The organism is Arthrobacter sp. Soil_C_49 (assembly GCF_057656635.1).
On the sequence record NZ_JBDGJZ010000015.1, the window covers coordinates 17,533 to 37,452 of the forward strand.

The following is a 19,920-nucleotide window of genomic DNA, read 5'->3' on the forward strand; positions in this document are numbered from 1 at the left end:
TTCCTTGGACGGAACAACGCGATCGCGACTTCGCGATTTCGGTATTCAGTAAGGCAGGGGAGTGCAGACCCAATGCCAGCCGAAAATCGGACGTGCCGCGAATGATATGGAGCAAATATTATGTCTGCACTCTCGTTTCATTCAGCCACACATGTATGCAACGTTGCGCTTGTACTTACGTTATTCGCTGAGTGGGGGCGGCTATAAATGCATGGCTTGGGAAAACTTGTCGAACCCGGTAAACGCGTGCTTTGGGTTTCTTCATGTGGGGGTCATCTCGCTGAATTAAAAAAGATGGCAAACATGTATTCCAACGTCAGCATTGATTCTGCATGGGCCACTTTTGATACCCCGCAGTCCAGGTCGATGCTCGAAGGCGAAAAAGTCTATTACGTGCCTCGAGTTGGAACGCGGGATCTGCTGGGTACTCTGCAGATGGTAGGAACTGCTTACAAAATTCTTCGCGACGGGTCTTTTGACTATGTAATCAGCACAGGAGCAGCTGTGGCTGTCGCATTCCTGCCCCTGGCATCGATCATGGGTGCGGAGGCACTCTACGTGGAGAGCCTCACTAGAACCCAGGGTGCATCAACCACCGGAAAAATCTTACAGCACTTTGCAGCGGTCCGAACGTTCGCCCAGTATGAATCCTGGTCAGACTCCCGTTGGCAGTACGTGGGTTCGGTGCTTGATGACTGGCAGTTTCAACCAAGACAGACACGTCCGGTCAAGCGCGTCCTTGTCAGCCTGGGCACGATCCAACCCTACCGTTTCGATCGTGCCGTGGACGCTGTAGTGGAGTCACTCCCCGCAGGCGCATCGGTCACGTGGCAGCTAGGAGCAACCTCGCGCGCCGACTTGCCCGGCGCAATGTACAAAGAGTTGGCATGGGACGACATGGGCCGTCTCATTCGGGAATCGGACTTGTTTGTTTGTCACGCCGGCGTCGGTTCGGTTCTGCAGGCCTTGGAGAACGGAGCTCTCCCTGTACTCGCGGTCCGGTCAGCGGACCGCAATGAGCACGTGGACGAACACCAAAGCTACTTCGCCCATGAAATGGTTCGTCGCGGACTTGCCACGCTGTTGGATTTGTCCTCTCCGGGAAGAGCGCCTCAGGCAGTTGTCAAATTGGATCCAAATAAGGGATCCAGGATGTTGAGCTCAATCCGATTTGGTCTCCAGGGGCACCGACGAATTCATGGTCGAACCCTCCGGCGAACCGAGCATCCTGCAAGAACAGTAAGGCAGCAAGGAACCCCGCAAAGGCATCTCCAATGAATGCGATAGAGATAACGGAAATGGGAACTTCGAACAAGTCAATGGTAAGCCTTGCTGGCGCAGATGAAGCGCGCACCTTTACGGGATATCGGAAGCCCGCTGATGTTGCCGTCCTGGTAGTGACCTACAACAGCGAGAATGACATACCTGAGCTCCTCGAAAGTCTAAGGAAGGAAACCATTCAGCAGTCCATCAAAGTAATCGTGGCGGATAATTCTCCCGCTCCGTCTGATTCGCTGAAGCTACTGGCAAGCTATCGGGACGTTTTTTCATTTTCAACCGGCGGGAACTTGGGTTATGCCGGAGCAATTAATGCGGCTATACGGCGAGCCGGAGACGCAGCCACATATCTGGTGCTAAACCCGGACGTAAGGGTAGCGCCCGGGTCGATTCAAGCGATGCGAAACAGGATGTCACTCGCAGGCGCTGGTGTCGTAGTGCCGCTATTACTTGAGGAAGATGGGTCAGTCTACCCGTCGCTGCGCCGTGAACCTTCTGTATTCAGGGCTCTTGGTGATGCCCTCGTGGGCAGGAGAATCCCCGGTCGTCCTAATTGGCTTTCGGAAACTGACTACGCTAAAGCAAGCTACCGTCATTCCCACCGAGTTGAGTGGGCCACAGGAGCGGCCCTCCTCATTCGCGCCGACATGGCACATTGTATCGGGGATTGGGATGAAAGGTACTTTCTCTATTCAGAGGAGACCGACTTCATGCGCCGAGCCCGCAGCGTCGGTGAGGAAGTCTGGTTTGAACCGAAAGCGCGCATGACCCATTCACGTGGTGGATCAGGGAACTCGTTTGCTTTGGACGCCCTCATGGCAATAAACCGAGTCCGGTACGTCCGCAAGTTCCACTCCCGGGCCTATGCACACGTATTCCGTGGCGCCATCATATTGGCAGCCCTGCTCCGTGCTCCAAAGGCGGGTGGTTTGGTTGTTTTGTCGACGCTGATGCAGGAGCGGCTGTGGGAGAGGCTGCCGCAGGCGACAAATCCTCCCCGGGTCACTAACGCCGCAGAGGCCTTTCCACCGGGAGCTGTGATCATACCCGCTCACAATGAGGAGGCAGTGATCGGAAGGACGCTGCGCGCTCTCACCGCAGCAATAGCCTGCGGGTCGGTCGAGGTTATTGTCGCCTGCAACGGTTGTACTGACGGGACAAGTGCCGTGGCTCGGACTTTCCCTGGGGTCCAGGTCGTTGACATCGTGGAAGCTTCTAAAACCGCTGCTCTCATGGCGGGCGACAAGGCGGCCACCAAGTGGCCACGCGTGTACCTGGACGCAGACATCGAATTGCCGCTCGCCGCGCTTCAGCGAACTCTGGAGGCGCTTTCTGCCGAGGGCGGCCCACTCGCTGCTCGGCCCGCCTATATCTATGACACAGAAGAGGCGTCAATAATGGTCAGGGCGTTTTATCGCGCCCGGAACCGCCTTCCGCATGCTTCGAAGTCACTGTGGGGAGCAGGTGTGTACGGTTTGAGTCAGCAAGGGCACAGCAGAATAGGCGGGCTTCCGGCCATCATTGCTGACGACCTCTACGTCGACGAGCTGTTTTGTGCGGACGAAAAAGAGATACTCCGTTGCCAGCCCGTAACAGTGAGAACGCCCCGCTCGGTGAGCGCGCTACTGGCCACCCTTGAAAGGGTCTACCGCGGCAATGCACAACTACAGAACAACGGCAACGCCCATACCGCCCGTACCCTGCAAGAGCTTCTATCGTCTGTGCTCGGACCCTCCTCGGCGTTTGATGCTTCTGTCTACAGCGCCTTTGTCCTTATCGCGCGACTTCGCGGACTGAAGGGTAGACCATCCGATAGATGGGAGCGTGATGACTCAAGTCGCGCTGATACCAGCGCGCATCAGACGCGCCGCTCGCGCTACCTCGAACAGGAGGGTTAGGCATGTCAGAGTCCGTTGACCATGTTCTCTTAACCAGGTTCAACCTGCCGTCGGAGGGTTACGAAAGCCTTGTGCGTGCGTCTGAAGGCTGGTTGGAGAAACGACTGATGCTGTTCAAAAGGTACTGTCTGCCTTCCGTCCGCCACCAGGTAAATCAGGACTTTAGCTGGATTATCTATTTTGACCCGGCCAGCCCCGCATGGTTTACGGCGACTATTCATAACTTGAACCATGACCACATCTTTATCCCTATCTTTCGCTCCCAAGTATCCCGAGAGGATCTCCTAGAGGATATCCGTCTCGCAGTGAAGTCGCCCGGAAAGTTCCTTTTAACAACAAATCTAGATAACGATGATGGCCTGGCATCTGACTTCACTGCTCGAATAAGAGAAGTGCCACCCCGTGAGGAAACCGCAGCGGTCTTCCTGTCACATGGCCTAATTCGATCCGGATCGGCGCTGTACATCCGTAAGGATGCGAACAATGCCTTCTGTTCGGTGCTCTCGCCCTGGGATTCGCCTGATACCTGCTGGGCGAATTGGCATAATCGCCTGCGGCATTCGATGCGGGTGGTTCGAGTTAGCGGCGCCCCCGCCTGGCTCCAAATTATCCATGGATCAAACGTCAGTAATAGAACACACGGCAGGCGTGTGTCCCCTGTGCGATTTCGGCAACATTTCCCTACACTTCTGGACGATGTAGAGGATCCAAGTGTGCTTGCACTCCTGCGGGAATACTTGCTCCTTAGCCCAACGAGGATGCTCCGGGAGATATTAAGGGCAGCACTTAAGTCCGTAATCGCGCTAGTGGGTGGTCGCAGCGGGCCGGATCAACTTAGGGCCTGGCTCGGGCGGCAGGACAGTGGCATATGGCAGCATCTTAAGCGAAAGGGCGCCCAAAACGGATACTGAAGGATTCAATCAAAGTACCGTGAACAGCAGCACACTGGCTGGTCGCCAAAAAAGCTCAGTCATGTGGTTACGTGACATGGTGCAAGGTCTTCTGCGGCGCTGGTACGTATTGCTGGTATCCCTCTTGGTGGTGGGAGTTGCTGCATTCATGGTGTATCAGGGCGTTCCAAATTCCTATAGTGCAAAAGTGACGATGGTACTAATGCCGCCACAATCCTCGGTGGGAGTAAACGGAAATCCTTATCTACTCCTCGGTGGTATGAACCAGGCTCTGGATATACTTTCGGCCAAAATGTCCGCTCCTGATACCCAGGAACCGATGATGACCGGAAGTCCCAATGTCAGTTTCGAAATTATGCCTGATCGAACAAACAGCGGCCCGGTCCTGCTCGCGACCGTTAGAGGTCAAAACCAAAGAGAGGTTATGTCGGCGCTGGAGACCGTCGAGACCGCGATTCCGCGCGCCTTGGCGGCCCTTCAAGACAGCCAAGGCGTCCCGGCCAATTCTCGAATCGGTCTCATGTCTCTGGTTCGCGACACAAGGCCGGCTTCTGAAACGAAGGCCAAGACGGTCTCGGTACTGTTTACCGCCGGTGGCGGAGCGGTCATGGCAATCCTGCTGACTGGCTTCATCGATGGTCGGTTGTTGGCGCGTACGCGTACTTCCTCGCCGCAAAAGGCGGGTACGACTAGGAGGAACCGCCCTGCCTCGAGTAAGCAGCGATCGCGGGAGACTTCCTCTAAATTGCCCCTTGAGGGAGCGCGTTCTGGATTGGTAGAACCTGGATCCTCGGAGAGGATCGCAGCCAAATCTATCTCGTAGGCATGGAGCTCTGTGAGCCTGAGGAAGCGGGTCAGTTATGACGGCAGAACTTTTAATGCGTGCCATGCGCCGGCGCTGGTACGTGGGAGTAACCTGTGTGGCCATCCTCGTCTGGCTAGTGAGCCTCACCGGGCAAATCGGGCGCACTTACTGGGCACAAGCAGAGGTCCTTTTCGTTGAGCCCGGCGGGGCGTCAGTAGGAAATGTCAACGATGGTGCTGCGGGTTCCTTGATTGAATTCGCTGGTTTGGTAGCAAGAAAGGTGTCTATGGAGAGTGGGGCATCGCAGCTTTCATCTACTAATGTCACTCTTTACGGAAGCGGTATCCGCGACGGATACTCGGTAGCCGTTGCAGACACGGGCACACAGTGGGCACCAAGCTACTCTCAGCCGAAAATCTCCATACAAGCGACCGGTGGCAGCCCGGAGGACGTCAGCCAGACCATCATGAAGGTGGTCGCGCAAATTAAACAGACGGCTATTGATCTTCAGCGGGCGGCCGGAGCTCCTCCTGAAAGCTTTATTCAGCTGGATATTTCACCGGAGCCGCCACCTTCAGTCGTGGACGTGGGTAGCACGCGTTCGGGGCGATTAAAAGGGCTAGTCGCCTTTTCGGGGATCGGAGTTGCTTTGGCTGGCTACGCGGCGTGGACTACTGACCAGATAGTCAGTAGACGACTAAGCCGGCGACTATCCAGGGTTTGCGCCTCGTGAGAAGGCACATAGCGGGAGTGGACGACGCACCCTTGTCCGCATTACGGCAGAAACCGCGTTGGGATGCCGTATCCGTAATCACAGCCGGGCTGATCATCACCTGTGCAGTCCCAAGCTACGTCACGGTGCCCGCGCTTGGTCCTGCAGGGAAGCCGGGAACTGCATGGTTTCTCGGTGCACTGCTCTGGTGGGGATGGTCCAAGTTGCAGCGCCCGGTCCCGGTTAATTCCGGTAAACAGCCCCTGCGGTTCCTTTTTTTGATTTTCTTGGGCGTCGTCCTCTGCAGTTATGGGGTAGCTAATTTTGTTGGGCTTCCAACACGTGAGGCCGGGCTGGCTGATAGTGGACTACTTCGAGTCTTTAGTTGGGCTGGGATGCTACTCATCGCGAATGACGGCATCTCAGACTCAGCAAAGCTGATCGTCCTGCTCCGCAGGCTTGCGCTGTTTGGGGGACTAATGGCCCTTTTGGGGCTTGCTCAATTTTGGTCCGGTCAGTCACTGATCCCTGCCATGATATTCCCAGGCACGGGCGTTGATTCCAGCTATGACAACATACAGACGCGTTCAGGCTTTACGAGGGCTGCTGGCACTGCATCGCATCCGTTGGAGTACGCGACAGTACTCTGCATGTCGTTGCCAATTGCGCTGATGCTGGCCATTAACGACTCGAATCAGGGACGCTTCGCCAGGTGGTTCCCAGTGGCGACTATTTCCGTCGCCGCGATTTTGTCCGTATCCCGGTCTGCCCTCATAGGAGTATTTGTTGGTGTCGCAATCTTGGCTTTTTCCTGGTCGAAGCGAGTCCGAATAGGAGTTGCCGTTTCAGCAGTGGCTGCCTTTGGTGTTACTTACTTGCTCGTTCCGGGAATGATCGGAACGATCCGCGGCCTCTTTATGGGCCTGGATGAGGATGCAAGTATAGCCTCACGAACGAACAGTTCCGCAGTTGTTTTCGACTTTGTGGGTAGGAACTCGGTAGTGGGGCGAGGGCTCAATACCTTCATCCCGGACTACCGTATATTGGACAATCAGTACTTTGGATTACTTATCGAGATAGGTCCCATTGGATTGTTTGCATTCCTAGGAATGGTCGTTACCGGTGTGATCTGCTGTGTTTTGTCGAGTCGTCGTCTCGTGGTGCCACTCCAGCGCAGTCTTAGCTACGCAGTGATTGCCTCGATAGCCGCCGGAGCCGTCACATTTGCCTTCTTCGATGCGTTGTCCTTCCCGATGGCGGCCACGCTTTTGTTCTTGCTGCTTGGGATCGCTGGGGCGATGTGGCGGATTTCAAGGGAGCAACCATAGAGGGTGCGAAGGGCTGGGGATGTGATACGGCTCTAAAGCTTCCGTGGGGCAGTTCGTTGTCATCTAGTGTGCAGCTCCAGGTCAGCCTCCGGGCTGCTTCCCCTGATGCACTTGCTCCACGACAGCTCCAGGGCTGGTCCGCTCATCAATGCTTCAGACGGCCTTTCGCGTCTATCAGTCGATGCGCTTACGGACGTATAACGGCTTTCAGACTTTCTGCCATGTGACTTTCTGTATGACAGTCGCGAACGTGCTCTGCTGCCATCGCGCCCATCTGGCGTCGTAGCCCGCTGTCCCGAAGCAATTCGAGTACAGCATCAGCCATTGCTCGCGGGACGCCCGGAGGCACCAGCCGACCTGTGGTGCGGTCTCGTACGTAGTCTTCGGCTCCTGCCGTGTGGCTGAGTACGACTGGTCGTCCAGTGGCCATGGCTTCAAGGGCCGTCGTCATCCCTGAGACGTGAAGGTTGGGCTTGGTTGCGATTGCAACCACGCTCGACTGGGAATACCAAGCCTTGACTTCGGGTCCACTGAGCCTTGGGATCACCTCAATACCATCAGGCATATGCGAGAGCCTCCGAGACTGAATAACGACACGTGTTTCCGGCATCTTCTGCCTAACTATTCGCATGGCGTCCAAGAGGGTGCCAAAATCGCGGTCCCGATCATTACCCAAGCTTAAAACCAACGGTGCAGTCGGCATTGGCATCTGTGCAAAATACGAGGTGTCAATGCCGAACGGCACATAGTGCAGCCGGCTTTCGGGCACGCCGAGCCACTCTCTCAAGACCGGCAACTGGCCTCGCGAAAGCACCCAGATGCCATCCATGCGTCGGTATGTTCTTCGCAGGAGGCGAAGCCCGACTGAAGATTGTCCCCTGGAAACTGCATCGGTCGCCCATATCATGCCCGCTGTCAGCCGGTGCTGACTCCGGCCATGCCTGTACAACATCGGGATCGCCGTCGACTCCTCCCACGCCAAGAAGGTGTTCTCGTCACGCGATTGTGCAAGTCTCTTGTTGAGGCGCGGGTCGAGTACTCCTGCCCAGATCCGGGGATCCCGACCTGCGGGGCGGACTGTTTCAACCCCCACTTGGAAGCCCGTTCGCGCTAGTTGGTCCAGCCCGTAAGCAAATCTGCCAGGTACTTCACCACGCCGATGTCTGTCTTCCCATGCGATCGGATTCAACTCCTCGCTATATATCACGGTCACTTTTGGGAAGATTAACTTGGTGTGATTGCCCAATTTTGTTTCTGGTCTCATTGGATCGAATCCTCCCCGAACTAGCGCATTAGGAGCCTGCTTGAGCAAGCCGACTCGATCTCTCGGGCAACTGCGAGTTGCGCGGCCTCCCAACCCTGCCGGACGCTTCCAGCCATCGCCCGCAATTGATCTTCCTCAGAGGGCTGGCCGATGGCTTTTGACAATGCATCGGCCAAGGCGATCGGCGTGGCCGCCGCCCAGATAATGTTTTCATTCGGGAGGCCCATGCGCGCTAGAGGTGTATCGTTGGCCACCGGCCGAAGTCCGCTTGCCAGCATCTCCTCAGGCACGAGAGAAACGTTTGTAAAGGATAGTGCCAAGCCGGCAGCTGATTGGTTGTATAGGTGATTAAGTTCGGTTGGTGACAATCGCCCCGCGTATTGATGCGGAATATCCCAGTTATAGATTCTGTCCCCGAAAGCTGTGATTAACTGCTCCGGGTGACGTCGATGAAACTCGGTCAAAGCCAGCTTCGCTAGGAGGAATCCGCGGCGGTCAACATCGGGACGGCTAAAAAAGACTACACCGCTCCTGACGCCCACGTTGTCCAAGTGATATACGCCGGTGTCGCACCCGAACGGCGCGATTGACGAGTCGACACCAATTTCTCGCAGCAATATTTCATGTACCATATTTCCCACCGCAATATTCCGGAAGCCAAATCTGTAAGTATCCTCGGCTAAAGAATAAAGGCTTCCTCGCGGATAAAAGTACGGTTCGAAGTCTTGTATGAAGTAAAACTTTGCGGGTGCTTCCAGGCCCCGTTTGGCTAAGACGTGAGCCGTTTCCCAGGAGCTGGCCACGCATGCGTCGAAACCCTGTATTTGAGAAGGCACATGCTGGATTTCGGCGGCCAAATTTGGCCAACCTGCCCTTATCACACCCGCACTATAACTCAATTCGGAGCCATGCCGGTCATAAAGAAGGACCGTGCAGCGATGGCCGCGGCGCTCGAGACCCTCAATCATCCGAAACAGGGTTGTGTGGCCTCCGCTGCCGAGCACCGGCGGAGTACAGATCCAAGCTACCTGCAAAGGGCCGCGCCTGTGATCACGGGCCGCGCTGGCAGGGGTGATCCGACGTGAGTCTGCAATGTCATGTGGAAACAACGGGAAGTCCAGTTCTGCGGTCCGGAATCTATTAGCGGTCCATCTGATCGTCCGGCGCACTAAGCGTTGTTTTACGTCCTGAATACCGTTTGCCCGCGCTCGGAGAGCTAGGCGCCTCAAGTCATCACTCAACGTGGGCATCTTAGTACACTCCATTTCGCTGCCATTGACGCCATTTAAGCTCAGAATAAAGCCGTCGCCGGAGGCGGCGCGTCAATCGTGCAGCAGCATCCTTATGCGACGGCGGCTTGCGACGGGACCTGGCGGTAACAAGAGCCCATTCTTCTGATTCCTCAATTTCGGGAGCGACGGACTTGGCGAAGTCAAGGTACGACCGAAACAGCGTTGGATGCGGGAGGCCTCTATCCAGCTCCAATGAAGCAGTCTGAAGTGCTTCGAGCACAAATGTCCGTTTAACGGTGGAACGAAGTGAGGACGCCCCCTCCAAATGCCCGGCTGCGCCCTGAAAAAGAGCCTCAAAAGCCTCTAACCGCTCATTCAAGTCAAGAAGCCCATCCACCTCCTTCGCAGACATGCTGTCTGGATGATCACGATGCCAGGCTTGGTCTGCACCATGAATGTAGGCAACGTCTGCAAAGGCAGACAGCCGCAACCACAACTCCATGTCCGGAGTGTGGCGAAGAGGTGCTTGGTACCCGAGCTCCTCGACCAATGTGCGGCGCATGAGCGCCTCAGGTGAGGTGATGACGTTTCTCCCTGAGCGGCATCTGTCCTTCAACCATGCCATTCCCGGCCAAATCGTCCACGCCCTTGCCGTAGTCCGGGGCACGGGAAGGGCGGCGGAACTGAAATGTTGCGGGTGGCCATAAACAAGCCCCACGGAGGGGAAATTTTGTGCGACCATCGTGGCGCGGCTAAGGGAACCAGGGGTGAGAAGGTCATCAGCGTCCAGCCGGACCAGAAACTCGCCCGTAGCGGCTCTTGCCCCATCATTAAAGGTCTCTACCATTCCCTTATTCCGCGCATGTGCCAGGACCGTGACGTGGGAGTGTTCATCAGCCAACCTGTGGGCGACTGCAAGGCTTGAGTCTGTAGAGGCGTCATCGACAATAATCACGTCCACATCAACTTCCTCTTGAAATATGCAACTTGTTACCGCTTGGGGAAGAAAATGAGCATAGTTGTAGCAAGAGATGACCACTGTAACGGTGGGTTTATAGGGTCTTAGATTTAGGGGCTTGACCCTGATCCTTTGACCAACTTCCGGCTGTGTTGAATTCATGTCAATTAATCTCCTAGTGCCGTCCGTAGACTATGGGCAACCTGCTCCTGCTGAACCGTGCTGATGCCCGGGTACAGAGGTAGGGAAAGTATTTGTCGTGAATAATCTTCGGCTTGCGGAAATGAACCCTCGTCCAATCCCAGGAATGCGTATGCTGGGAGCATGTGTATCGGCGCGGGGTAATGGATTCCGGCCCAAATACCAACGCTGTTTAGGTACCGGATTACTCGGTCCCGCTCCGGTACCCGTATAACGAAAAGGTGGAAGACGTGCCCGTTGCCAGCTACTGTCCGCGGAAGTACTACATTTTCCACACCGTCAAGGAGTTCGTGATAGAGATTGGCAGCCGCGAGCCGCTGCTGATTCCACTCGTCCAGGAGTGCCAGTTTGGCATTGAGGACTACGGCTTGCAGAGTATCCAGCCGCGAGTTGAAGCCAATGTCCAGGTGCTGATAGCGAAGGGTCCCGCCGTGATTTCGGAGCCGACGTATCCTTTCGGCAATTTCCTCCGAATTGGTCATTATCGCTCCGGCGTCGCCGAATGCGCCTAAATTCTTGCCCGGATAGAAACTCGTAGCTGCTACGTCTCCGAGCGTTCCTGCCTTTCTTCCCAAGCGTGAGGCGCCCTGGGCCTGCGCCATGTCCTCTATGAGTGTGACATGTGGCGGCACAACGCTTCTGATTGCTTCCATTGGGGCCGTCTGTCCATACAGGTGGACGCCGATTACAGCTCTGGTTTTGGGGCCAACCTTGCTTGCCACTTCTTCGGGACTCAAGAGGAAGTCCTCATCGCAATCCGCAAGGATGAGGGTGGCACCGGCTCGAACAACTGCTCCAGCTGTCGCAACGAAGGTATTGGCAGGGACGATCACTTCGTCACCGGGGCCCACGCCTGCTGCCCGTAGCGCGAGCTCGACAGCGTCACTCCCGTTTCCTACTCCCATCGCGAACTTCACCTCGCAGTATGCTGCCCACGCTTGCTCGAATTCGCCGACTTGCGGACCCAAAATGAAGCTTGATTCCGCAATGACACGATTGAAGCCTTCACGAATTGCGTCATTTACTTTCTGCTGCTGGTGCGAAAGATCTACTAGTGGCACGTTCTGCTGGATCATGGCAATCTTCCTCAAGGTGTGGTCAGCGCCCTGCCGCGCTGACATCGGGTTCGATAAGGGAGGTGTCGGTGGGGAGCCAGTCACGGGTTTCACGCACCCTGCTCCGGAACCACGATCCGAGCAGTACTGCGTAGACGATCAAACCGCTTGCCCCTCCTGCGAGGATGCTGCCGAGAGGCGATGGCACTTGAGCCATCGCTGCAACTGAGGCAGCGGCAGCAGGCACTGCTGCCGCTGCCGGTGGCCAGAGCCGGGAGATTACTGCGCGAACATCCACACCGTTACTTCGAAGCGCTAGGGCATATGCAGTGCATACGACCACAATCGCTGTGGCCAGATGTGCCAAGGCCGCTCCCGTCGTGCCAGCAAGGTTCACACCGATGATCACTGCGGGAACCAAAGCAGCTACCCAAGCCACCTGCACCAGGAAGGTTGCTTTGGCGGCACCCCTTGCGAGAAGGTAGGACGCCGAAAGATCGAAAAGGGTACGTAAGGAACCGAAGAGTCCCAACCAGACCAAAACACCGGCTGCAGGCGACCAAGTCGGGCCGTAGATTAGCTCAATGACCGGTTCAGCGAGCACCGCCAGCATCATTCCGGCGAGAAGTGACACCGCCCAGACTGGTCCCGCAACCACAGCAAAGCTCTGGTCGAAGTGCGCGGTGGCCAGTCGTGCGAAGGCGGGAATCGAGACTGACCGGACTACCTGGCCGAGTGCACTCATCGGCCAGTTCGAGACGTTGAAGGCTAGAAAATAAAAGCCAAGAGCAACAGGGCCGGCCAAGCGCGAGACGGCTACGTTGTCTACGTTAAGCAGTGCCCACGAGAGCATGTTCGCCAGCGACACGGGGAGGCCGAATTTCAGGATTCCTGAGGCCAGTCTGGGGTCAAAACCGAATCGGACGCGCTCGCCCGAAAGAATGAATTGAAGCACAAGGGTCAGCAATTGAGCGGCAATCCTGGCAACTGCGAGGCTCATGACCCCCCAACCGCCAAGAAGCAGGCCGATGGTCAGGCTAGTTCCAAAAGCAAACTCCATTAGGGCGATAAGGAAGAGCTTGTTCTGCGCGAATTGGCGCTGAAGAGTGGCGTAGGGCACAACTCCAGCACTCGACAGAATCAAGGACAATGCCAATACCGAGATGACGGGGCCCGCCTGGCTACTGCCGAGCAGGTCGGCCAGCCGATCTGCGGAAGCAGCCATAACCGCCGTGAGAGTCGCTCCGGACACGAGCGCCAGGGTGGCGACTGTCGGCGCTTTTTCGTCCGCATTCTCTGAGCGGATCAGGTCTGTGCTCATGCCGAGGTCCGCAAGGGTCATGAGGACGGCCTGGACTGTCAGGGCGACAGCAAACACCCCGAACTGCTCAGGGACCAGGAGCCTTGCGAGAATTATTCCAACTGCGAAGTTGCCCACTCGGAGCACAAGACTGTTTAGTGTGCTCCATGCCAATCCTGCCCCGATTTTGCCACGCAGTCCCGTGGCTGCGGTGTGCGTCATATCCCGGTCCGCCTCCAGCGCCGCCACCGGAGTGACCAGCGCCAACGGTCCACCCAAGCGGAAAGGCCCGGTTCACCGGCGACCGTTCCGCCGTCACGGCGCCGCAGATACGCTCTCCAAATACGTAAGCCGGTAACGGACGCGTCCGTTTCGACTGCGAATTCGGCGAGTTCGACAGCGCATAATGATCCGTCCTGCCGGGTATCCGCAACGTGCACGGCTGCCCTGACTGCCTCAAGGGCGATGGCCCGCCGCGCGGTGCGTACCAGCTGCCGCGGCCGCTGCAGCGGCTGTCCGGGAAGGCCGCACAACGAATCAAAGACTTCGCGCCGGGCACGGATGTCGTCAACCGTGGAGTTGAAATCAGTCAGGTGCATGTTTTGCCCATGCACCCGGTAAAAGGCCTGGACCGGACCGTTGATCCTTCCCACCGAGCCCAAGGAAGCGGCCCGCATCCACAGCTCCATGTCCGCAGCGTGGGGCATGTCGGCACGGTAGCCCCCCAACTGGTCCATCACAGAGCGCCGAATGACGGCCTCCGGGTTCACGATGATGTTGGAACCACGCCGGCAGAGGTGGCCGATCCACTCTTCGCCACTCCACACAGACCACGTGATGCGTCTGGCCGGCTCTGGCTCGGGCCTTGACGAGAATTCCTCCGCGTAGCCATAAACGAGCCCAACATCCCTGTGCTTCTCCATCAGGGCAGCCGCCCTGCCCAGGGACCCCGGTGCCAGCAGGTCATCGGCGGAGAGGAGCACCACATAGTCACCCAGCACACGGGCAAGCCCATCGTTGTACGTGGCGATATGGCCTTGGTTCGCAGAGTGCAGCACCGTTCGGATGCGGGGATCGCCGGACGCGAGTTCCTGGGCCAGCTCGCCGCTGCCATCCGTGGACGCATCGTCGACGATAACCACGTCCAGCTCCACATCCTCCTGGGCCAGCACGGAGGCCACGGCCTCAGTCAGGAAGCGCTTGTAGTTATAGCAGGGGATAACCACCGAGACGAGCGGCCGCCCATGCAACTTGGAGGCGGGCATTCGCAGGGTGCTGCTTCCCAGCAGCCCGGCACTCACCGCACACCCCCGAAATGGAAACTTTCCCGTTCAATCTCGTGCGCCGGCACGCCAACCCAGGTCTCGCCGTCGGGCACATTGCTGAGTACCGCGGCGCCCATGCCCACGGTCGCGTAGGCCCCTACCGACGTACGCTCGCGGACGCTCGCGTTCATGCCCAGGTAGGCAGCCCGGCCGATCCGGACTCCGCCGCCCAAGGACACTCCCGCAGCGAACGTGGCAAAGTCGGCCACGTCGTCGTCGTGCGTGAAGGTAACAGACGGCATGGCCACCACATGGGACCCCAGGGTGACCGCGGCAGTCATGGTGACGTTGCGCAGCAGGATGCTGCCGCGTCCGATCCGGCACCCCTCGGGGTACTGCACGGTGGGGTCGATGGCCGTGGCATACCGGGCTTCGCTGAGCCCCATCGCGGTGAGCCGCTCCACCACCGCCTCCCGCGACTTCCCCGAGCCGATGCACACCAGGATCAACGCGTGGGTGTATCTCCCGGCGTCGTCAATGGTTCCCAGCACCGGGGCGCCGTCCACCGTCACCCCTGCCATCTCCTTGTCGTCGTCCAGCAGGCCCACCACGTCGTACTGCCCGCTGGCGCGCACCATCGCCAGGACTTCCCGGGCCAGGCCGCTGGCCGCGATCAGGATCAGCTCGCTCACGTGGCCGCCCCCGTGGCGGCACTGCGGATGGTCCTGATGATCCGGCTGAGGCTGTCCTCGTCGAGTTCGTGGAAGACCGGAAGAATCAGGGTCCTGTCGTTGAGCCGTTCAGTGTGCTGCAGCAGCGAACTGCCGGTGTCCCGCCAGCGGTATGCGGGCTGCCGGTGCGCCGCCATGATGCCCCTCCGGGCCGAGATGCCGGCCTCCGCGAGCCGTTCCAGCAGGCCTTCGCGGCTGGTGCCGAAACCAGGCAAAACCTCCAGCCACAGCGACTGGAAGTTGGTGGTCCCGTACGGCGGGTCGGACACCAGCCGCAGTCCCCGCAGGCCCGCGAGCCCGGCAACGTACCGGGCCGCGATATCCCGGCGGCGTGCCACCACCTCGGGCAGCCGCCCCAGTTGCACAATTCCCACGGCGGCCTGCAGGTCCGTCATCCGGTAGTTGAAGCCCACCTCCAGGTAGACCTCCGGCGGTGCCAGCACTGAGCCGTGCCGGTCCGTGGCGGACACACTCATGGAGTGCTCCCGGAGCGTCCTGGCCCGGGCGGCCCAATCGGCCCGGTTGGTGGTGAGCATTCCGCCTTCACCGGTGGTGAGGATCTTGCGCGGATGGAAGGACCACACCGCCACATCCGCGCCAATGCCCACCGGCCGCCCTTTATAAGTGGACCCAACAGCGCAAGCCGCGTCCTCGATGACGGTGATCTCATGCCGGTCGCACAGTTCGCGGATCGGATCCATATCCAAGGGCATGCCGCCCTGGTCCACCACAATCACGGCCCGGGTATCCAAAGTCAGGGCCGCGTGGATGGTCTCGGCGGTCATGTTCCCCGTTGCCGGGTCGACGTCGCAGAAGACGGGGCGGGCCCCCACATAGGTGACCGCGTTCGCCGTCGCGATGAAGGACAGTGACGGGACCACTACGTCGTCGCCCGGGCCGATGCCCGCCACCACCAGCGCCAGGTGCAGCGCGGTAGTGCAGTTGGAGGTTGCGACGGCGTGCCGCACCCCCTGCGCGGCGGCGAACGCCGTCTCGAACTCCTTGACCTTCGGTCCCTGGGCCACCCAGCCGGAAGCGACCACTTCCGCCAGGGCCCTGGCTTCTTCTTCCCCCAGCCAGGGCTTCATGACGTTGATCCGGGCAAGGACCGCTTCCGTACTCATTTGGCACCGGCTTTCCGTGTCGCCGCGATCTCGTCCCGGAGCGGCTGCCACCAGGTGACGAGCTCCCGCAGTCCCTCTTCGAGGTCCACCTCCGCCTTGAATCCCAGGTCGCGGGCTGCAGCGGAGGTATCAGCCAGGCGCCGGACCACACCGTTGACCTGCCGCGCCGGCCCGTGTTCCACCGCCAGATCCGAGTCCATGACCCGCAGCAGCGCCTCCGCCATCTCCAGCAGGCTGGTCTCGGTTCCGCTGGCGATGTTGTAGATTCCGTCCGTGACTCCGCTGGCGGCCGCAAAGACATTCGCCCGCGCCACGTCGGCCGTATGGACGAAGTCCATCGTCTGCAGCCCGTCCCCGAAGATGAGCGGCGGCTGGCCGTCCATGATCCGCTCCATCCAGCGCACCAGCACCTCGGTGTAGAGGCCGTGGACGTCCATCCGCGGGCCATAAACGTTGAAGTAGCGCAGCATCACGAAGTCCAGCCCGGTCATCGCGTGGAAGCTGCGGGCCATTCCCTCATTGAACGATTTCGCGGCCCCGTAAAAGGTGTCGTTGTTGGCGTGGTGGTGGCTTTCGCGGGTGGGAAATTCCTCCGCCATGCCGTACACCGAGGCACTCGAGGCGGCCACCAGTTTGTCCACCTTGTGCTCGGCCGCGGCTTCGAGGATGTTGAAGGTCCCGTCCACCATGACCTCCAGCGCCAGCCGCGGTTCCTCCGCGCACTGCGTGATCCGGATGGCCGCCTGATGGAACACCAGGTCCTTGCCCCGCGTCAGGTCATGGACCAGGTCGCGGTCCCCGATGTCTCCGTGCACCAGCTCCACCTGCCCGCTGGACATTGCCCCGGCCAGGTTGCCCAGGCGGCCCCGTACCAGGTTGTCCAATACGTCCACGTGGTCCACGCCCGCTTGCAGCAGTGCGTCCACCAGGGTGGAACCGATGGTTCCCGCGCCGCCGGTCACCAGGACGTTGGCCCCTTCCAGCCGGCTCACCGCACACCCTCCAGTTCGACGCCGGATGCTGCTTCCGTAGCCCCGGTTCCTTCCACCGGGGAGGCCTGGCCGTCCAGGCTGAGGCTGCGCGTCACCGCTTCGAGGACAGACAGGACCCGAAGGCCGGACTCCCCGCCGGTCCGGGCCTCCTGGCCATTGCGGATACAGAAGGCGAGCTCGGCCACCACCTGTCCCAGCGCTTCACGTTCCGGCAGCGCGGGCGACCACGTGTCCCCGAGCCGGTAGGACACGGCGTTGGAAGCCTTCTCCCCGGCCGACTTCGGCTGCCGGTCCAGGCTGACGCCCCTGTCGTACACGCTGAGCCGCTGCTGCGGGTTCAGGTCATCCCACACCAGGGTCCGGAGCGATCCGCCGATCACCATTTGGCGGATCTTGGTGGGGCTGAGCCAGTTCACGTGCACGTGGGCGGTGGCATCATTGGGGAGCCGGAAGTTCAGGTGCCCCACGCAGTCCCGCCCGGTTCCCAGGGGGTCGGCGCCGAAGGCCGAGACTTCCGCGGGGTTCAGCCCGCCGGGGAGGACAAAATCCAGGATGGCCAGATCGTGCGGCGCCAGGTCCCAGAACACATTCACGTCCGGCTGGACGAGCCCCAGGTTGATGCGGGTGGAATCCACAAAAAGGATCTCGCCCAGGGACCCCGCCTGCACCAGCTCCTGCATCTTCAGCACCGCCGGTGTGTAGCAATACGTGTGGTCCGCCATCAGCACCAGGCCCCGCGTCCGCGCTTCGGCCACCATCTCCAGTCCATGCGCCCGGCTGTCCGCCAGCGGCTTCTCCACCAGGACGTGCTTTCCGGCGCGCAGCGCCGTCATGACCGTGCCGTGGTGGGTGCGGGCCGGCGTCGCAATGGCCACGGCGTCCACGTCAAACGTGTCCAGCAGTTCATCCAGGGACTCGACCACCGGGATTTCCCCCAGGGTGGCAGCCAGCTTGCGGGCCCGTTCGATGTCCAGGTCGCAGATGGCCACCAGGTCCCAGTCCGTGCTTGCCTGCAGGTTGCGGGCCAGGTTGGGGCCCCAGTATCCGGCTCCGACGACGGCGATCTTGAGTTTGGGGGTCGGCTGCCGGTGGGTGGGGGTGTGGAATGGATTGGGGAATGTCCTCATGTCACTTTCTTTCCCGAAGGGTTGTTAGTAGGCGCCGGACGGCTGGATGACTGCGCGGAAGGTCCGCCACAGGATCAGCAGATCGCCGGCGATGGACCAGTTTTCGACGTAGTAGAGATCCAGCCGGACGGCTTCGTCCCAAGCGAGGTCGGAGCGGCCGTTGATCTGCCACAGCCCCGTGATTCCGGGTTTGATCAGCAGCCGGCGGTGGGTGTGCCGCTCGTAGGCACTCACCTCACGGTCCAGCGGCGGCCGTGGGCCCACCATGCTCATGTGGCCAAGCACTACGTTCCAGAGCTGCGGGAGCTCGTCGAGGGAGTACTTGCGCATCCAGCGCCCGCACCGTGTTACCCGCGGATCGTCGCGCATCTTGAAGAGGACGCCTGCCCCCTGGTTGTGCGCGTTGAGCGCGGCCAGGCGGGCTTCGGCGTCTACCACCATGGAACGGAACTTGAACATTCCAAAGACGCTGCCGCCTTTGCCGATCCGGTCCTGCCGGAAGAACACCGGGCCGGGGCTGTCCAGGCGCACGATCACGGCAAGGACCAGCAGCACCGGGGACAGCACCAGCAGGGCGGCCAGGGCCATGGCCACATCCATGACCCGCTTCAGGACATGCTTGGCGCCGCTGTACTGCGGAATGTCCACGTGCATCAGGGGCAGGCCCTCCACCGGCCGCCAGTGGATGCGCGGTCCGGCCACGTTGGTCAGTGTTGCCGCCAGGACCATCTCGGCGGAACACTCTTCGAGCTTCCAGCCCAGTTCCCGGATGAACCGGTTGCCGCCCGGAAGCGGCCCGGCCACGATCACCGAGTCGGCTTCCATCAGGCGGACGGTACGGGCAATGTCATCCGTGGAGGACAGGACCGGCACCAGGGTGCTGTCCACGCTGAGGCTGGTGCCGCGGCGTGCTCCCGGGAGGCAGACACCGAGGATGTTGTAGACGGGTCCGGATTTCCGCGAGACCTGCTGCACAACGTACCGGACGTCTTCCGGGTCACCCACCACCACTGCCCGCGAGAGGTGGCGGCCCTTCGCCTTCTCAGCCGTGAGCCGCCGCCGGAAGACCCAGCGGTTGGCGGTCAGGAACACCAGGCCCAGCGGCAGGGACACCGTGACGAAGGCAGCGGCGCCGTGGACGGAGAACACCACCGCGGCGATGGCGAGCAGCCCGAAGATCCGCAGGCTTGCCGATGCGACGCGCTTGAACTCGTCTGCGCCCACCCCCAGCACCTTTGCGTCGCGGGTGCGGTAAATCTCCAAGGAAGTGGGCCATAAAAGCGCGACGGCGGCAGCGGTCACCAGGGTGCCGGCATCGCCGGGCCCCGCGGAAGCCACGCCCACGTTGGAGAGCTCGTAGCCGGCAAACACGGCCGCCAGGACCAGGGCGGAGTCGGTAGTGCGCAGGAAGTTAATGTGCCTGGCGAGCCAGGAGGCCGCAGCCTTGCGCGTGGGGATAAAGGGGGCCTGCGGTGCAGGGGCCGGCGTTGCGGGTGCAGTTGCTGGAGCGCCCGTTGGCGGCAGCAGGAACCGGGTTCCTGCGGTTTCCGCCGCCGCCAACGGCGCTGTTGCCATCCGCTGTGCAGCAGCGGGCGCAACGGGCCAGTCAAAGGCAGTGCCCCGGGTCCTGGCCACTGGTATCTCTGCCATGGTGTCCCCTTCCCGGCGTATCCGCCTGTGTTCTGGCCGTGAAGCAAAATTAGCTTCGGAAAAGCTGCCGCAGCGGGGAATGGAAGGCC

The 19,920-nt window shown here is 60.0% G+C and carries 17 protein-coding genes; 6 read left to right on the forward strand and 11 right to left on the reverse strand.

Annotated features, from left to right (window positions below):
- Positions 1–216 precede the first annotated feature (216 nt).
- Genes AC3A4Z_RS19125 through AC3A4Z_RS19150 form a run of 6 tightly spaced genes read left to right on the forward strand, consistent with a single transcriptional unit; the run spans position 217 to position 6,932 of the window.
- Complete coding sequence (locus AC3A4Z_RS19125; protein ID WP_498713393.1) at positions 217–1,278, forward strand: glycosyltransferase; 1,062 nt, start codon at positions 217–219, stop codon at positions 1,276–1,278.
- Complete coding sequence (locus tag AC3A4Z_RS19130; RefSeq protein WP_498713395.1) at positions 1,275–3,176, forward strand: glycosyltransferase; 1,902 nt, start codon at positions 1,275–1,277, stop codon at positions 3,174–3,176. Before AC3A4Z_RS19125 ends, AC3A4Z_RS19130 begins: the two co-directional genes overlap by 4 nt.
- A gap of 2 nt (positions 3,177–3,178) precedes the next feature.
- Positions 3,179–4,087: a glycosyltransferase gene (locus tag AC3A4Z_RS19135; RefSeq protein ID WP_498713397.1), complete on the forward strand. Its 909-nt coding sequence runs from the start codon at positions 3,179–3,181 to the stop codon at positions 4,085–4,087.
- A 19-nt stretch (positions 4,088–4,106) separates the two neighbouring features.
- Complete coding sequence (locus AC3A4Z_RS19140; RefSeq protein WP_498713399.1) at positions 4,107–4,910, forward strand: hypothetical protein; 804 nt, start codon at positions 4,107–4,109, stop codon at positions 4,908–4,910.
- A 37-nt stretch (positions 4,911–4,947) separates the two neighbouring features.
- Positions 4,948–5,625 (forward strand): hypothetical protein, encoded by a 678-nt coding sequence (locus tag AC3A4Z_RS19145; RefSeq protein ID WP_498713401.1) that lies wholly within the window; start codon positions 4,948–4,950, stop codon positions 5,623–5,625.
- Positions 5,626–5,642: 17 nt separating this feature from the next.
- Positions 5,643–6,932 carry an O-antigen ligase family protein gene (locus AC3A4Z_RS19150; RefSeq protein WP_498713403.1) on the forward strand — a complete coding sequence of 430 codons (1,290 nt, stop codon included), beginning with the start codon at positions 5,643–5,645 and terminating at the stop codon, positions 6,930–6,932.
- A 187-nt stretch (positions 6,933–7,119) separates the two neighbouring features.
- On the opposite strand, the gene AC3A4Z_RS19155 is transcribed toward AC3A4Z_RS19150, so the two are convergent.
- From AC3A4Z_RS19155 to AC3A4Z_RS19205, 11 genes are all read right to left on the reverse strand, one after another.
- Positions 7,120–7,761, reverse strand: coding sequence for a glycosyltransferase family 4 protein (locus AC3A4Z_RS19155; protein ID WP_498713405.1), 642 nt, complete (start codon positions 7,759–7,761; stop codon positions 7,120–7,122).
- Between the two features lie 455 nt (positions 7,762–8,216).
- Positions 8,217–9,164, reverse strand: coding sequence for a rhamnosyltransferase WsaF family glycosyltransferase (locus tag AC3A4Z_RS19160; RefSeq protein WP_498713407.1), 948 nt, complete (start codon positions 9,162–9,164; stop codon positions 8,217–8,219).
- Between the two features lie 283 nt (positions 9,165–9,447).
- The gene (locus AC3A4Z_RS19165; protein WP_498713409.1) at positions 9,448–10,548 is read right to left on the reverse strand and encodes a glycosyltransferase family 2 protein; all 1,101 of its coding nucleotides are present in this window, start codon (positions 10,546–10,548) and stop codon (positions 9,448–9,450) included.
- 5 nt (positions 10,549–10,553) lie between these two features.
- The gene (locus AC3A4Z_RS19170; RefSeq protein ID WP_498713410.1) at positions 10,554–11,663 is read right to left on the reverse strand and encodes a DegT/DnrJ/EryC1/StrS family aminotransferase; all 1,110 of its coding nucleotides are present in this window, start codon (positions 11,661–11,663) and stop codon (positions 10,554–10,556) included.
- Between the two features lie 22 nt (positions 11,664–11,685).
- Entirely contained in the window at positions 11,686–13,164 is a 1,479-nt protein-coding gene (locus AC3A4Z_RS19175) for a lipopolysaccharide biosynthesis protein (RefSeq protein ID WP_498713572.1), read from the reverse strand.
- A complete protein-coding gene (locus AC3A4Z_RS19180; RefSeq protein ID WP_498713411.1) occupies positions 13,161–14,207 on the reverse strand; it encodes a glycosyltransferase family 2 protein in 1,047 nt (348 codons plus the stop codon). The genes AC3A4Z_RS19175 and AC3A4Z_RS19180 overlap by 4 nt, the downstream gene beginning before the upstream one ends.
- 32 nt (positions 14,208–14,239) lie before the next feature.
- Positions 14,240–14,899: an acetyltransferase gene (locus AC3A4Z_RS19185; RefSeq protein WP_050057153.1), complete on the reverse strand. Its 660-nt coding sequence runs from the start codon at positions 14,897–14,899 to the stop codon at positions 14,240–14,242.
- Positions 14,896–16,062: a DegT/DnrJ/EryC1/StrS family aminotransferase gene (locus AC3A4Z_RS19190; protein ID WP_498713415.1), complete on the reverse strand. Its 1,167-nt coding sequence runs from the start codon at positions 16,060–16,062 to the stop codon at positions 14,896–14,898. The genes AC3A4Z_RS19185 and AC3A4Z_RS19190 overlap by 4 nt, the downstream gene beginning before the upstream one ends.
- Complete coding sequence (locus AC3A4Z_RS19195; RefSeq protein ID WP_498713417.1) at positions 16,059–17,054, reverse strand: NAD-dependent epimerase/dehydratase family protein; 996 nt, start codon at positions 17,052–17,054, stop codon at positions 16,059–16,061. Before AC3A4Z_RS19195 ends, AC3A4Z_RS19190 begins: the two co-directional genes overlap by 4 nt.
- A complete protein-coding gene (locus AC3A4Z_RS19200) occupies positions 17,051–18,181 on the reverse strand; it encodes a Gfo/Idh/MocA family protein (RefSeq protein ID WP_498713419.1) in 1,131 nt (376 codons plus the stop codon). Before AC3A4Z_RS19200 ends, AC3A4Z_RS19195 begins: the two co-directional genes overlap by 4 nt.
- 24 nt (positions 18,182–18,205) lie before the next feature.
- The gene (locus AC3A4Z_RS19205) at positions 18,206–19,831 is read right to left on the reverse strand and encodes a sugar transferase (RefSeq protein WP_498713421.1); all 1,626 of its coding nucleotides are present in this window, start codon (positions 19,829–19,831) and stop codon (positions 18,206–18,208) included.
- Positions 19,832–19,920: the final 89 nt, after the last annotated feature.